The 15,209-nt window shown below is 45.1% G+C and carries 15 protein-coding genes and 1 pseudogene; 12 read left to right on the top strand and 4 right to left on the bottom strand.

Features of this window, described 5'->3' with window-relative positions:
- Positions 1-49 precede the first annotated feature (49 nt).
- Genes HOP45_RS18580 through HOP45_RS18570 form a run of 3 tightly spaced genes read right to left on the bottom strand, consistent with a single transcriptional unit; the run spans position 50 to position 3,144 of the window.
- Positions 50-1,654 (bottom strand): ABC transporter permease, encoded by a 1,605-nt coding sequence (locus HOP45_RS18580; RefSeq protein ID WP_181350886.1) that lies wholly within the window; start codon positions 1,652-1,654, stop codon positions 50-52.
- A complete protein-coding gene (locus tag HOP45_RS18575) occupies positions 1,655-2,554 on the bottom strand; it encodes an ABC transporter ATP-binding protein (RefSeq protein WP_181350885.1) in 900 nt (299 codons plus the stop codon).
- A gap of 14 nt (positions 2,555-2,568) precedes the next feature.
- The gene (locus HOP45_RS18570; protein ID WP_370458068.1) at positions 2,569-3,144 is read right to left on the bottom strand and encodes a TetR/AcrR family transcriptional regulator; all 576 of its coding nucleotides are present in this window, start codon (positions 3,142-3,144) and stop codon (positions 2,569-2,571) included.
- 247 nt (positions 3,145-3,391) lie between these two features.
- Between HOP45_RS18570 and HOP45_RS18565 the strand changes: the two genes are divergently transcribed.
- The 10 genes and pseudogenes from HOP45_RS18565 (at position 3,392) to HOP45_RS18510 (ending at position 12,380) form a co-directional block, all read left to right on the top strand.
- Entirely contained in the window at positions 3,392-3,904 is a 513-nt protein-coding gene (locus HOP45_RS18565; RefSeq protein WP_181350884.1) for an RDD family protein, read from the top strand.
- A gap of 174 nt (positions 3,905-4,078) precedes the next feature.
- A pseudogene (locus tag HOP45_RS21125) lies at positions 4,079-5,250 on the top strand (IS3 family transposase).
- A 390-nt stretch (positions 5,251-5,640) separates the two neighbouring features.
- Positions 5,641-6,873: a dicarboxylate/amino acid:cation symporter gene (locus HOP45_RS18545; RefSeq protein WP_181350880.1), complete on the top strand. Its 1,233-nt coding sequence runs from the start codon at positions 5,641-5,643 to the stop codon at positions 6,871-6,873.
- 88 nt (positions 6,874-6,961) lie between these two features.
- Entirely contained in the window at positions 6,962-7,972 is a 1,011-nt protein-coding gene (locus HOP45_RS18540) for a phosphotransferase family protein (RefSeq protein WP_181350879.1), read from the top strand.
- 22 nt (positions 7,973-7,994) lie between these two features.
- Positions 7,995-8,516, top strand: coding sequence for a GNAT family N-acetyltransferase (locus HOP45_RS18535; protein ID WP_181350878.1), 522 nt, complete (start codon positions 7,995-7,997; stop codon positions 8,514-8,516).
- Positions 8,517-8,607: 91 nt separating this feature from the next.
- Positions 8,608-9,411 (top strand): RNA polymerase sigma factor, encoded by an 804-nt coding sequence (locus HOP45_RS18530; protein ID WP_181350877.1) that lies wholly within the window; start codon positions 8,608-8,610, stop codon positions 9,409-9,411.
- Positions 9,412-9,429: 18 nt separating this feature from the next.
- Entirely contained in the window at positions 9,430-10,023 is a 594-nt protein-coding gene (gene clpP, locus HOP45_RS18525) for an ATP-dependent Clp endopeptidase proteolytic subunit ClpP (RefSeq protein WP_181350876.1), read from the top strand.
- A gap of 110 nt (positions 10,024-10,133) precedes the next feature.
- Positions 10,134-11,165 (top strand): MerR family transcriptional regulator, encoded by a 1,032-nt coding sequence (locus HOP45_RS18520; protein WP_181350875.1) that lies wholly within the window; start codon positions 10,134-10,136, stop codon positions 11,163-11,165.
- Between the two features lie 238 nt (positions 11,166-11,403).
- Entirely contained in the window at positions 11,404-11,670 is a 267-nt protein-coding gene (locus HOP45_RS18515; protein WP_181350874.1) for a CD3324 family protein, read from the top strand.
- 137 nt (positions 11,671-11,807) lie between these two features.
- Entirely contained in the window at positions 11,808-12,380 is a 573-nt protein-coding gene (locus HOP45_RS18510) for a GNAT family N-acetyltransferase (protein WP_181350873.1), read from the top strand.
- A 47-nt stretch (positions 12,381-12,427) separates the two neighbouring features.
- Here HOP45_RS18510 and HOP45_RS18505 read toward each other — a convergent pair whose 3' ends face one another.
- Positions 12,428-12,859, bottom strand: a complete 432-nt coding sequence (locus HOP45_RS18505; protein ID WP_181350872.1) for a VOC family protein — start codon at positions 12,857-12,859, stop codon at positions 12,428-12,430.
- A gap of 167 nt (positions 12,860-13,026) precedes the next feature.
- Here HOP45_RS18505 and HOP45_RS18500 point away from each other — a divergent pair, with 167 nt between their 5' ends.
- Together HOP45_RS18500 and HOP45_RS18495 are read left to right on the top strand one after the other, a co-directional pair.
- The gene (locus HOP45_RS18500; protein WP_181350871.1) at positions 13,027-13,647 is read left to right on the top strand and encodes a TetR/AcrR family transcriptional regulator; all 621 of its coding nucleotides are present in this window, start codon (positions 13,027-13,029) and stop codon (positions 13,645-13,647) included.
- Positions 13,648-13,678: 31 nt separating this feature from the next.
- Positions 13,679-15,136 carry an MDR family MFS transporter gene (locus HOP45_RS18495; RefSeq protein ID WP_181350870.1) on the top strand — a complete coding sequence of 486 codons (1,458 nt, stop codon included), beginning with the start codon at positions 13,679-13,681 and terminating at the stop codon, positions 15,134-15,136.
- The last annotated feature ends 73 nt before the right edge of the window (positions 15,137-15,209 follow it).

The raw sequence follows: 15,209 nt of genomic DNA, 5'->3' as shown, positions 1-15,209 counted from the left end.
TGTTAAAGGAGCAGACCCGATCAGTTGAAAGAAGCAGGGTGCCTCTTTATTATCCTTGAATATCGCGCTTGTTATAGCCTGCAAAACCGGCGACGATTAACGCCACGGCGATGACGATAAGCGCAGATGTGCTGCCCCATTCCATCTCCTGGACAGGAAGTTGAGGAACGTGAGCGAACGGTGACATGTTCCCTACCCACTCCTCAAATTGGAACATGCCGCCCAGATACACAACAAAAAAGGAGTAGCCCAGGTACAGCCAGGTGAAACCGGTGATGTTCGGGAGAAAACCGACTAACAAAGCGGCGATTCCGATCATCACAGCCATGGCCGGCATGTAAACCATTGCTGAACTATAGAAGGTGCCGAGCGACATGCTGCTATCCATAACAGATAGGGCAACTGAGCCAAGGCCCAGGGCAGCAAGGGAAAGCATCACGAAGCCTGTGATGAGCGATATCACAAAATAGCTTCCCAACAGACGCGTGCGCGAGACCGCCCGGCCTAATAAATGCTCGACCCGATTCTTTTTTTCTTCACCTTTAAGTTTGAACAAGACCATTAATGCCGGGATGGTACAAATCATGGATATGATGGACATGAGCTTGGCCGTAAATTGTTCTGTGATCGAGACACCAGCCACGGGAGACAGAAACTCTTCCATTACTTCCATATCGTTAAAAAACGAGTCCAAATCACCGAACACGGACCCGTAAGATACTCCGAGAAAAACCATGCCCACTGCCCACGAAATTAATCCTGTGCGCTGAAGTCTCAGCGCAAGTCCAAGCGGGCTTTGTAAAAAGGGTGACGCGTTCTTTTTACCGGGTTTTGAAGGTAAAAAGCCAGCGCCTAAATCGCGAATGGAACTTAAATAAAGCGCTATTAGGATGAAAAGCACCGAGACCCCACACGTTAACACGATCGGCCACCAGTAATTGTTGACATAAACTTCTGTTCCTAATATCCAACCGAGAGGCGATGCCCAGGAGAAGGCTTCGTTACTGACATCACCAATGGCCCGGAGAAAATACGCAACACCGAGAACGGTGAAGGACAAACCAATCGTGCCACGAGAACTTTCCGAGAGCTGCGCGAATAAGGCTGTGACACTAGTAAAGAAAAAGCCCGTGGCTCCCAGGGCCGCCCCGTATAGCAAGGAACCCTGTAAATCCATGCTTTCAATCCCGAGTGCATAGAGACCAAGTCCCGAGGCCATCGCTAATACTACATTTACACCCAACAGGACGACGATTGTGGCACTTAAATTCGATAAGCGACCTGTCGGGAGGGCACGGATCATCTCTAAATTGCCGTCTTCTTCATCAGCTCGGGTGTGATTAGCGACAATCAAAATGCTCATGATTGCCACTGTGATGGCTGTGAACAATAGCATTTGATGGGCCATCATGGCGCCAATTGTGTAATTGTCCAACCCGTATCCAGGTCCGACCATCGCCGTCATTGCGGGGTTAACCATGGTTTGAGCGATGGATTCTCTGCTTTCATCGGTCGGATACAACCCTGTGAAAGATTCGGCGATCAAGATGGTTATGCCAGTTAAGGAGAGCAGCCAAATCGGTAGTTTGAAGCGGTCGCGGCGTAAAATAAACCGGGACAGCTTCCATGTTTGGTTAAATAATGGGTTAGCCATTTACGATGCACCTCCAGCCCCTGTTGATTCATAATGGCGCATAAATAAATCCTCAAGCGTCGGGGGAGCACTCTCCAGCTTTACAACGCCAAATTGACTGATATGCTGAAGGACTTGATCCAGTTCTTCCGAGTCAACTTGAATAGAGAGCCCTTTCTCTGATTCCTCAATATCATGGACGCCTTTCATCCCTTCTAAAGACGTAATAGGCTGTTTTGTCTCCACCAGTAAATGGGTGCGAGTTAAATGACGTAATTCATGCAGGGTGCCGGATTCGATGATGTGGCCTTGGCGGATGATGCCGACACGGTCACACAATTTTTCAACCTCAGAAAGAATATGGCTCGATAATAGGATGCTTTTGCCTTCGCGTTTCAAGTCGATGACACTTTCCTGAAAAACGCGTTCCATCAAAGGGTCGAGCCCAGACGTCGGTTCATCCAAAATATAAAGATCAGCATCGGAAGAGAAGGCAGCGATCAGCGCAACTTTTTGGCGGTTCCCTTTGGAATAGGTACGGCATTTTTTAGTAGGGTCCAAGTCGAACTTCTTAATCAGTTCTTCACGGCGCGATTGATTATTTCCACCCCGCAGCTTAACGAACAGATCGATCACTTCGCCGCCCGTCAAATTGGGCCACAAGTTGACGTCGCCTGGTACATACGCAATGCGCTTATGAATAGCGACCGCATCTTTCCAGACATCCTGGCCGAATATCGTCGCTTCCCCAGACGAAGCTTTTAATACGCCAAGCAAGACACGGATGGTCGTCGATTTCCCGGCTCCATTCGGTCCTATGAATCCGTACACTTCACCTTCGTTAACCTCTATGTTGACGCCATCCAATGCTTTAAAATCTCCAAACTGTTTCGTTAACTGATTCGTCTTTAAAATGGCCATATCGCATCCTCCTCTTATCGATAAAAAATCGTCTTTAATACGTCGAGATAATCGTAAAACTCCTGCCATAAAGCATCAAAATCGATCGTCGTCAACGATTCGCCTTTAAGGGTGTATTTTAAATGGTTCTGATACCCTTCAATCGTCCACGTTATCAGCTGAAACGCCTTACTGGGGTCAACATCATCCCGGAATAAGCTTTTATCGATATTGCAGTAGAGCTTTTCGTTCCCCAGTTTCTGCAGTCCCTCGACCCGCTTTTGTGAATGTTCCGGCACCTCAGTCTCGTTAGCAAGCATGTGCGTGCCCATGAAGTTAAATACATTAGGATGCTTAAGTTGAGCTTGGAGTTTGAGATTACCAGCCTGCTTCAGACGCTCGATAAAATCCCTCTCCTCCGTATCAATCATAATCAAATACTCATTTTGAATAATATTAAGACTGTAATCGACCAGGTAGAGGTAAAGTTCTTTCTTATTTTTGAAATAGTAAAAGATCATCCCCTTCCCAATGCCGGCATTTTTTACAATCCGGTTGGTTGAAGCCTGTTTATAACCCTGTTCGGCAAACTCATCAAGGGCAGCATTTATGATCCGCCTCTGTTTGTCATCTTCTAGGTTTGAAAATGATTTCGTAATGTTCCATCATCCCTTTTGATTCAGTGTATTTTTAAGATTCTTTAACTAGACCAACCTGGTCGAATAAAGTATAACGCCATTAGACCATCCTGGTCAACATATATTTTATGGATAATGTTGGGCGGTTTTCTGACGAGGATTCTTATGCGGCGGAACTGTGATATAGTGAGAAGACCTTGATTCAGAAAGAGGGGAGACCATGTACGGGACATTGATGCAACGGATCAAAGCATTTTTGATCGATTATCTGCTGATAGCAGCTTATTTGACCCTGCTCTTCATCCTGAATATTTTTGTATTTCCTGCGTTGCAAACGTTATTTACAGGTTCACTTGCTGCAGCCCAATTAGCAGGCTTTTTTATGGTGACCCTTCCTGTATCGATTTATTTCATCATCAGTGATTCTGTTCTCGCTGGTCAATCGGTGGGAAAAAAGCAACAACGCATCCAAGTGGTAACTGAAAAAGGAGAACCGCCTTCGCTCCTGCGTTCCACCGCCCGAACACTCCTAAAATTTTTGCCCTGGGAGCTCTCCCACTTTCTTGTCTATCGGCTAGTGGATTTAGGCGATGCTGCCATGCCTGTGCTATATTACTTAATTGGCTTCCTCCTCTACGCCTTGGTGTTCCTTTATATTTTTACAGCTATATTCACAAAAAAGAATCAGTCGCTTTATGATCGAGTGGCGAATACAGTTGTTATGAAGAAATAACGCGTGTGGATCGTCCAAAATGAGTGTCCGTGCGCCCAGATCTGGCAGGACCGCCCAAGTAGAGGTGAGAATCGCCCAAGTGAAGCGTGAAACTAGAGTTAGTTTAAATAGTGGACATGCTTCAGAGAGAATTCTTAAGATAGAATTAATAAAAGAATGGAGCGTGTTTATATAATGGGGAGAAGTTATGATAAAGAGTTTAAAGATCATGTAGCGAAGTTGGTAGTCGATGAAGGGAGAAAAGCTTCAGAAGTCTCCAGGGAGATGGATGTTCCATATAAAACGATGAATCGGTGGGTAAGAGAATGTCGTAAAGAGAAGGAAGCCAAAGCAGAACAGCTTGAATATATTACACCTGGCGAACATAAAAAACGTGAGAAGGAATTGTTAGATCGTATAAAAGAGTTGGAAGAGGAGAATGAAATCGTAAAAAAGGCGGCGCACATCTTCATGAATCAAAAGAAGTAAGATTTACGTTTATTTTTGAACATCGTGAAGAGTTCAGAATTGTGAAGATGTGCGAAATCCTTAACGTCTCAACAAGTGGCTACTATAAGTGGATATTGAACGAACCAAGTGATCGTGAAGATAGGAAGCAAAAAATCTTGAAGATGATACGTAGAATTTTTCAAGAGAACCGAGGCGTATATGGTAGTCCAAGAATCACGGATGAGCTACATGACCACGGGGTAAGTATCTCCGAGAAAACAGTAGGCCGATACATGAATTAAATGGACCTTCGTGCCGTTCCTAAGAGGAGCTATATACAGACAACGAACTCAAATCATAGCGACCCGATTTATTCAAATATATTAAAGCGTAACTTCTATTCCGAAGCACCTGACCGTGTGTGGGTTTCGGACATCACGTATATCTGGACCTTAGAAGGGTGGCTTTATTTAGCTAGTATTATGGATTTGTTTTCTCGCAGAATTGTTGGTTGGAGTATTGGTCAGACCCTCTCAAAAGAACTGGCATTACAGTCACTAGACAGAGCTATCATGATGAGAAAGCCAACTGAAGCGTTAATTCATCATTCAGATCGTGGCAGCCAATACACATCAAAAGAATATATTGAACGTTTAAATGAACATGATATTCAAGTCAGTATGAGCCGAAAAGGAGACTGCTTTGACAACGCTTGTATTGAATCGTTCCATGCGACAATTAAGAAAGAGCTCATATACAGAACCCGCTTCAAGACGCGTGAAGAAGCAAAATGGGAAGTATGGAAATATATTATGATGTTTTATAACGCCAAAAGAAAGCACTCCACAATTGGTTATAAATCGCCTAACCAATGGGAGAGGAGTTATAAAGAAAAACCTATATCTCTTTTAGCTTAATAATATCCCTGGTATGTCCCTTAATACGTTTTATATATACTAGGGTCAAATTTAGTCTGGGAACATAGACGATGTTGATGATGGTTCAAAGGATTATCCCTCTTAAAGAAGTGTCCACTTTCTTGACAGAAGACCATAATCGCCCAAGTAAGGCGAAAAACCGCCCAAGCAAAGGCAAGAATCGCCCAAATAGAGCCGCAATCGCCCAAGTAGGGTGGAGAACAGCCCAAGCGAGGACCGACCTCCCCCAACCAACAAGAAATCCACGCACATGCATGGGTTTCTTTTTTGTGGGCAACGTTAATGGTAGTAATAAGACGGATATTTTGACCTGGGCGTAAAAATCCGATTAGAATAGTAGGGATTAATATTTAGAGGGAGGGAATGTGAATGAGCGCGTTGTGGAAGCGTTATAGAGATGTGTCGTTAATTGTTAAAATTACGGTGGCACTTGTAATTGGTATTATTGTAGGTCTTATCTTTGGTGAGGATGCAGCTGTATTAGCGCCGTTTGGCGATTTGTTGATTCGTTTGCTGCAGTTTATCATTATTCCGCTGATTCTGTTCACCTTGATCGTTGGTGTGAACCAGACGCGGCTGGGTAATTTGAGTCGTATGGGGGGCAAGGTGTTCCTTTATTATCTTGCGACGTCGGCTCTGGCTATTACGATCGGGTTGATAGTGGCCAGTATCATGGAGCCGGGCGAAGGGGTTACGCAGCAGGCAGATGACTCGATAGAAGCGAATGAGCATCCTGGTGTGGCGAGTGTTCTATTGAATATTGTGCCGAACAATATCGTGACGGCTTTCAATGAGATGAACCTACTCGGGATTATTTTTACGGCGTTTGTATTTGGTATTGCGATTTCGGCTTTGCGTGGCTCTAAAGAGCACGCTGCGCTTGGGGAGCATGTGTATAAGGTGATCAACGGGTTGAACGAAGCGACGTTTGTCATCATGAATGCCATTCTTCAGTATGTGCCGATCGGGATTTTTGCCATTATAGCGGAAACCATCGGCAACCAAGGTATGGATACTATTTTATCTTTAGGTAATATGGTGGGTGTGCTTTATATTGCCTTGTTTGTCCAAATCGGAATTTATATTTTGATCATGATGCTTTTCAAAGTGAGCCCTAGACGCTTTTTTGCTCAGGCACGTACGCCGATGATCACGGCGTTTGTGACGCAAAGCAGCTCGGGTACGTTGCCGGTGACGTTGAATGCGGCAGATAGACTGGGGTTGTCTAAGAGCTTGTATGGATTCAGTTTGCCGCTTGGTGCGACGATCAATATGGACGGAGCGGCTATACGTATCGCGGTGTCGGCTGTGTTTGCGGCGAACTATACGGATACCAAACTTGGCTTCTCTAGCTTGCTTGCCATCGTCATTGTAGGGACGCTTGCTTCAATTGGAACCGCGGGTGTCCCGGGAGCCGGGATTGTGATGATTGCGACGGTGTTTACGCAGGTTGGGCTGCCGATTGAAGTCGTTGCCGTGCTCACGTCGATTGATGCCCTGGTCGGCATGGGCGCGACAGCGTTAAATGTGACAGGCGACCTCGTGGGCACGTCCGTTATCAATCAGACAGAGGATCATCAAGAAGAAGCCGTATCATCGTGATGGGCAGGACCGGTCCCTTAGAGAAGGGGCTGGTCATTTTTTTTGAACGTGCTATATTAGATGTAAACGATTAAAATGGAGGGGTAAGATGAAGGCAGGCTGGGAACGTTCCAATGAATGGATCATACCGGACGTGGAAACAGTGAGCCACATGCTGCAGCCTGTTTTAAAGGGGCGGCAGATCACACAGATAACTCCTTTAAACGGCGGCTTATCTCATTCGAATGTAAGCATCACGACCCGTGACCAGGAAAAATATGTGCTTCGTATAAACAGTAAGCCGGATACCAGCATGGCAGTCGAGACCGCCGTTTTAAAAGAAATGAAGGGGAGAGTTCCGGTCCCTGAAGTGCTTTACGCTGATTTTTCCTGTTCAACATTTAAAGCGCCGCTTACATTATTAAGCTGGGTGCCCGGTCGTCAGTTATCTGAGGTGATGGACAAGACTCCAGGGCACACGAATAGGGCTGCCAGCGAAACGGGAAAAATGTTAGCGCGCATACATAACGTTACATTCCCCTCCTCGGGTTTTTTGGATGAAAATTTAATGATCAACGACACGATAACAATGGATCGCCATCAATTTATCAATTTCATAGAGGACATGATTAAGGAAGGACACGTTGCGAAGCATGCGGGGCACGAGCTTTCTCAGGATGTGCTTACGTTCGCTAACCAACAAGCGTATCTGATCGATTCCCTCGGGCAGCACCACACGTTAGTGCACAGCGATTTTAATCCGTTGAATATTTTGGTCGAGGAGCGGGGAAGCCAACTGGACATCACGGCCATTTTAGATTGGGAATTTGCGATGAGCGGATCCCCCTTAATGGATATAGGTAATATCTTAAGATACGAGAATCCAACGAACAGTGCATTCCTGCCGTCATTCATATCAAGCTACCTCGATCATGGCGGGGTCTTACCAGATAAATGGTTGCAGAAAGCAAAATTGCTCGACCTTATTGCGTTGTGCGATTTATTAAATAAAGATAAATGCGATGAAGTCAGAATACGTGATTTAAAGCAGCTTATTCTAAATACAATGAAACAGTGGGAGCAATATGAATGCATTCAGGAAACGTTTGTATCTCCCTGACGATTTCAGAAAGGAGGTTGTCATGCGTACGTCATTCATCGAATTAACTGAACCGACCCAGGAGCATGCGGACGCTTTTAATCGGTGGGAAAACGATCGTACCTTGATTCCGTTGACGCGCCCGAACCAAAGTCAGTCAGAAGTAGAAGAACCGGTAACCATGACCTTGGATCATTTAATCGAACGTCTGAATAACCATCGCATCTACCTGATCTATTTGGACGATCAGCTCATCGGCGAAATGAACTTTATGGTGGATCCAGGTCATCTCTATAAAAAAGTACCGGGAACAGCGTGGGTAGGCATTACGATTGGGGAACCTGAAGGCCGAGGCAAAGGGATCGGCTTTAAGGCAATACAGTTTTTAGAGGAGCAAGTCAGAAAACAAGGTCTCAGACGTATTGAGCTGGGCGTGTTTGAATTTAATCAGAATGCTCATCATTTATATCAGAAGCTGGGCTACAAAGAAATCGGGCGTATCGCAGATTTCACCTTCTGGCAAAATAAAATGTGGGCAGATATCCGCATGGAAAAGTACGTATAAGCTTATTTCAACTTTTTTTCCGGGCTTCGTATCTTTTGGCTCTCATTTTTCGTTTATACTACTGAAAGGCAAAATAAAGGAGGCATTTGCAATGCGGCCGCTTGTTCAAAACGCTCCTAAGGAAGCGAATGAAATCTTCGAAAACGCTGTTCAACCGTACATGGTGGACTTGAAGCATTATTGCTGTTCCCTGACGACATCTAGCTGGGACGGAGAAGACTTGATGCAGGAAGCATTGGCTAAGGCATTTAAGCGTTGGTCAACCACTTTTCGTCCCGTATCCAAATCCTATTTATTTCGAATTGCCTACAATGCGTGGGTGGATGGGCATCGAAAGCGCAAGCCACCTGAAGACCTTCATGAAGATGTTTCCGAACTCCCGGTAGGAAAAGAAAGCGACTCAGAGGCTTTGGTGGAGGGCATGCAGTTATTACTGCAGGAACTCTCGCCAAAACAGCGCATCGCGATGCTGCTCGTAGATGGATTAGACTATTCGGTACGAGAAGCGGCAAACATGATCGGGTCGAAGGAGGGGGCGCTGAAGGCGGTTCTTCACCGAGCGCGCAGGAAAATAAAACAAGGGAACGATCAGGCTGTCAGTTATTCGGATGATGATAACGTCACGACGTATATCACCGCCTTCCAAACAGGCAAACCTGAAACACTTATCGACCTTTTCCAAAAAGAAATCGGAGCCCCGCGTATGGGTGATCATCAGGTTCAGTCAACGTTTAACCCACAGATGATCATTCAGTCGATTGCAGGATCAGAGGCTTCATACGTGCTTGTAACAATCCAAACAAAACAGGGAAAATCAGTGGTCATGCCATTTTATCGGTCAGAGAGGTTCGCTCTGTTCACAACGTTGACGGAGGAGGTTTCATTCGCGGCATAGGAAAAGGGGTTATGTAGAATGGCTAATGTGATTCCATATGTCGTGGAACAAACCAATCGCGGCGAACGATCGTATGATATTTATTCGCGGTTACTGAAGGACAGAATTGTGTTTCTTGGCACAGAAGTGAATGATGAAGTGGCCAATAGTATTGTGGCCCAGTTGTTATTTTTGGCAGCTGAAGATAAGGATAAAGATATCTCGTTGTACATCAACAGTCCGGGCGGTTCTATCACTGCCGGATTTGCCATCTATGACACAATGCAGTTTATCAAGCCGGATGTTCAAACGATTTGCACTGGTTTTGCAGCGTCGTTCGGCGCTATGCTGCTTGTAGCAGGAGCGAAAGGTAAGCGGATTGCTTTGCCAAATAGCGAGGTGATGCTTCACCAGCCGCTTGGCGGGGCAAAAGGCCAGGCCAGTGATATTGAGATCAGTGCTCGTCGTATTATTCAGATGCGTAAACGTGTGAATAAGATTCTGGCTGATCGGAGCGATCAACCACTTGAAAAAATAGAAAAAGATACCGATCGCGATTACTTCATGACGGCGGAGGAAGCGTTGGAATATGGGTTGATTGATAAAATTGTGCAGTCGGAAGATAAAGTCTGACAAGAGGTGAGCACAGAGCAGAAGGGATGCTCTGTGCTTTTTTTGAATTTACTCTTTACCTTCACGTAGCGTGAACGTCTATACTCATACAGGAAAGGGGAGATATGAGCATGAAAATCACAGAAGCAGCTAACGCATTGAATACAACGCCCAGGACCATTCGTTTTTACGAAGAAAAAGGCCTCCTTCATCCTGAAAAAGGTGAAAATGGCTATCGTTATTATCAGGAGGAGGATTTGTGGAAGCTGCAAACCATCTTGGCGCTGCGTGAAGTCGGTATGTCTACAGAAGACATCAAAGATGCGTTAGAAGGAGAAGATGAAATCAATACGTACCTTGATTTGCAACGATCAGCCCTGTATGAAGAGTGGCTGCAACTCAAAGATATGATTAAGACGGTAGATGACATGCTGGCTAAACAGCAGGAGAACCACCTTACAACCGAGGATTTATTCACCCTGTCCAATCAGCTGAAAACGATGAAAGGACTACGTAGCAGCTGGCAAGATCAATGGAATTTTAATGACCAGGCTGCATCTTATGATCAAAACATCAAAACGACCGGTTATCGCTTCAATGTTCATGCTTACTATCACGATGCTTTAGCAAAAGTGGTGGAGCTTGTGCAGGCTGTGCCGGGAGAAAAGGGTGTTGATCTAGGAACAGGCACAGGTAATTTGGCGGCAAAATTCCTGTCCCAAGGCATACCGATGATCGGGGTTGATCAGTCCGAGCAAATGTTGAAGGTTTGCGGGGAAAAACATCCGGAGATAGATGTGCGTCTGGGGCATTTCCTTTCGCTTCCTATCATGGATGATGACGTCCAGTTCATTGTCTCGAGTTATGCGCTGCACCACCTTCCGGACGAGGAAAAAGAACTGGCATTACGTGAAATGGATCGTATATTAGGAGCAGGCGGTCGCATAGCCATCGCTGACTTAATGTTTGAAGACGAATCAGCAAAAGAAGCTGTCCTCGCTGAGTATGAGCGGGAAGGAAACACGGAAGCGGTTGAAGCGATCCTGGATGAGTATTATGCTGATCGCTCTAGGCTTATCCGATGGTTGGAGCAACGCGGTTTTGCGGTGGAGTCCTTTCAATTCACGCCTATATTACATATTTTGTATGCGCAAAAACCGTGAAAAGTAAGGCTGAATTGATTTATACTATATGAAATAGCCGGTATAAAGGATGTGAAAAAATGCTGCTAGCAGCCGCGTTGACGAAAACGGGAGCATCTCATGCAAAGCCTATGATTAGAAGGCGGCACTTTGCATGAGGGGGGATTTTTTCAGCTCGCCTTTGTAACCGCATATTTCTAATCATGAAGGCTTTGCACCTTATTTAGTAGATAACAAAACAAATAAGGAGCTGGCTGACATGAAATATGTGAACGCAAACCAGGTTTTACCCAAAGAACTCATAACGGAACTCCAGAAATATATTCAAGGAGAAACCCTTTATATTCCGAAACCAAAAGCCATGCATCAAGAATGGGGAACGTGTTCTGGAGAAAGAAAGCGGATCAATGAGCGGAACCGAGAAATCAAACAGCGTTACAAGAATGGACAATCCATTGATCAATTAGCAGACCTTTATTTTCTTTCACCCGAGACAATTAAGAAACTGGTCTATGTTAAGGAATAAATAATGACACGCACACTGATTATCTATTAACGCTAGATAATCAGTGTTTTTTATGGCGATAATGCTTCTGAGTGATTCTTTCCATATAGGTTTAGTCCAGGACGCTGTAACGTAAATTCATGAGAGGAGGGATAGGCATGAGCGAAACAGAACGATCACAACCTATCAAGTTTTTAGAAGGCCCCCGCGTCTATTTACGACCGATTGAACAAGCGGACTTGGATTTCTTTTATCAGCATGCGCTCTGGGATAAAGAAGGGCGACGTCTTACTGGCACGCAAGCTGTGTTCAGCCGCTCAGGCGTCCAGAATTGGTTTGAGCGCATTTCAACCGATGCAAGCAGAATCGATCTGGTCATATGTTTACAAAAAACTGACGGGATGATCGGGGATATCGCCATGTTGGATATTGACCATCAGAATCGGAAAGCGATCGTGAGAATTTCCATTTTCGATAAGGGCTATTGGGGAAATGGTTACGGAACGGAAGCGATGTCGCTATTATTGGAATTCGGCTTTGATATCATGAATTTAAACCGAGTGGGTTTGGATGTCTTCGCCTATAACGAAAGAGGTAAGCAGGCTTACAAAAAATTAGGCTTTATCGAAGAAGGCTGCATCAGAGAAGATTTATTCTATGAGGGCGCCTACCATGACTCCATATTAATGGGAGTGAAGCGCGATGAATTTCGAAGAATGACAGATCAATGATAAAGCTCAGAGCTGGCTTTAATAGCACTCTGAGCTTTTGCTTGTTATTACGTTTTCTCCTCCTGGCGTTTTTTTATATTGGCGTGATGGTAAGGGGAGTGGATTGATTCGCTGACCACACTGAACGCATTGTCATCCGGGTCAAAGAAATCGAAGCCTTTCATATCACCGTGATCTTCGATGTCCGTGGTATTAACGCCGTTCTGCTTTAAACGTGTATGCGCAGCGTCGATGTCTTCCACAGAAAAATTGAAATAGACATTTTTCTTGCGTCCTTTAATTGTGAATTCCGTCGGTTGTGGTTTTTCTACTTTAATTAAGGCCAAGCCTGCAGCCCCGTTCTTGAAGCAGTAGCCAGCTCCCTCATCGTCTCCGTTGGACCATTCATCTACCTTTATGACGCCTAAGTTGTCTTCGTACCATTGCTTAGCTGTGTCGAGATTGGTTACAGGGATAAAGACGCTCCCTAAATTAAACATTGCAATCACTCCTTTATTCATTTCTCTCAATAAACGTTACATATTTTTCTATATCCTTCAAGGCTTATTTAAACCTGTCTGGATTGACATGTGACACGCTGTCACTTATAGTAGTTTTTGTTATCATATGACACCGTGTCACATTTGAGTGGGAGGGAGGAATGCAAATGCCCAAACCGACGTTTTTCAATTTGAAGGAAGAGAAGCGGCGAACCCTGATAGCGGCGGCTAAATCGGAATTTTCCCGTGTTTCGCTCTACGAGGCATCGATCGCAAATATTTTGAATGAAGCCGGGATTCCGAGAGGCAGCTTTTATCAATACTTTGAAGATAAAGAAGATGCGTTTTACTATTTATTGAACGAACATGCAAAAGAACGGTATGAGCATTTCATTGCCCATTTAAAGCATCATGATGGCGACTTGTTTAAAGCCATGGCCGATATGTTCCAATCCGTTTTGGAATATTCGCATGATAGAGGCCAGAGCAATTTTATCCGTAATGTCGTATTGAATATGAATTACAAAATTGAAAACACGTTCACACGTTTTTTGAGTGAAGGAACGTTCAGCAACCATTACGATGACCTTTTCCAATTAGTTGATATAGAGCATTTGAACATTTCTGATCAGGACGCGTTATATCATGTCTTGCAGATTGTCACCGCGGTGATGTTCCATAATTTGGTTCATAGCCTGTCTAAGGAATTGACGATCGAGGAAGCTATGAAAAAATATCGAGTCGAATTAGATTTGCTGAAAACGGGGCTTGCAAAGAGCTCGACTTAATCATTATACGTATATGGAAAGAAGTGAAACTATGACGAACACTAACGATTCTGAACAATCTTTGGAATCTTTTAATAAAGTCCCCCTGATGCTAGTGCTGATCTCTGGGGCGTTTGCGGCGATATTAAACCAGACGCTGCTAGCAACCGCATTGCCTCATATCATGCGGGATTTGAACCTGGAAGCGAGCACGGCTCAGTGGCTGACGTCCATTTTTATGCTAGTCAATGGCGTGATGATTCCCATCACGGCCTTTTTAATTGAACGATTTACAACGAGAGCACTGTTTCTTTCGGCAATGGGATTATTCGCAGGCGGCACTTTGATTTGTGCGATCGCCCCTAACTTTCCGATCTTAATGGTCGGTCGGATTGTCCAGGCTTCCGGAGCGGGCATCATCATGCCGCTCATGCAAACGATCCTGTTCTTGATTTTCCCTGTCGAAAAGCGAGGGGCCGCCATGGGCATGTTCGGGCTCGTCATCTCGTTTGCACCAGCGATTGGCCCGACGTTATCCGGGTGGCTGGTGGAACAGTTTCCGTGGAGAAGTTTGTTTTACGTGATTCTCCCTATCGTGATCGTCGACTTTATCGTAGCCTATTACATCCTACAAAATGTGACCAAACAAACCTATCCGAAGGTTGATATTTTATCTATTATACTATCGTCATTAGGATTTGGTGGGTTATTATACGGATTCAGTGTAGCGGGCAACCATGGCTGGGGCAGTCAAGAAGTCGTCATTTCGATGATAATTGGCGCACTTGCTCTGACGTGGTTCATTCTCAGACAGCTTAAATTAAAACAACCGATTCTCGAATTTCGCGTATTCAAGAAGAAAATGTTCACCTTGACGACAGCCCTCGGGATGATTGTCTTTATTGCCATGATCGGGGCAGCGACAGTCCTCCCGCTTCTTATGCAAAATATGTTAGGTTTCACAGCATTTGAGTCCGGCTTGATGTTAATGCCCGGGGCGTTGATCATGGGAATTATGAACCCGGTGACTGGCCGGCTGTTCGATAAATTCGGCGCGAAATGGCTCGCTGTAATCGGGCTCGCCATCGTCTCTGTGACCACCTTTATGTTCACTGATTTGACCCCTGAAACGACGTTCACGTATTTAGCAGTCGTCAATGCTGTCAGGATGCTAGGGGTGGCGATGGTCATGATGCCCGTGACTACAGCTGGTTTGAATCAACTCCCTGTTAGCTTGATTCCGCATGGCACAGCAATGAACAATACCATGCGCCAAGTTTCCGGGGCGGTCGGCACCGCTATGCTCGTAACCGTTATGTCGACGGCTGCCCAGCCTAGCAATGGTGTAGCCGGTATGGTGCATGGTGTCAACATATCCTTTGTAGTCGCAGGGATAACGGCCGTTGTCGGTTTGGTGTTAGCTTTCTTTATTAAAAATTCCCGCCCTGAAGTGGACGAACCAACCTCAGAAGAGAGCGAAGAAACAGCCCAAGCCGTTAACGAAAACTGAAATTAACACGATTTCCAGTGTGCTAAAATAGAGATTGACGTGGCGGAACCGTTATTGAACCGTCGTCTTTAAG

Source organism: Thalassobacillus sp. CUG 92003, assembly GCF_013618635.1.
Taxonomy (GTDB): domain Bacteria; phylum Bacillota; class Bacilli; order Bacillales; family Halobacillaceae; genus CUG-92003.
This window is presented reverse-complemented; position numbering and strand designations above follow the sequence as displayed.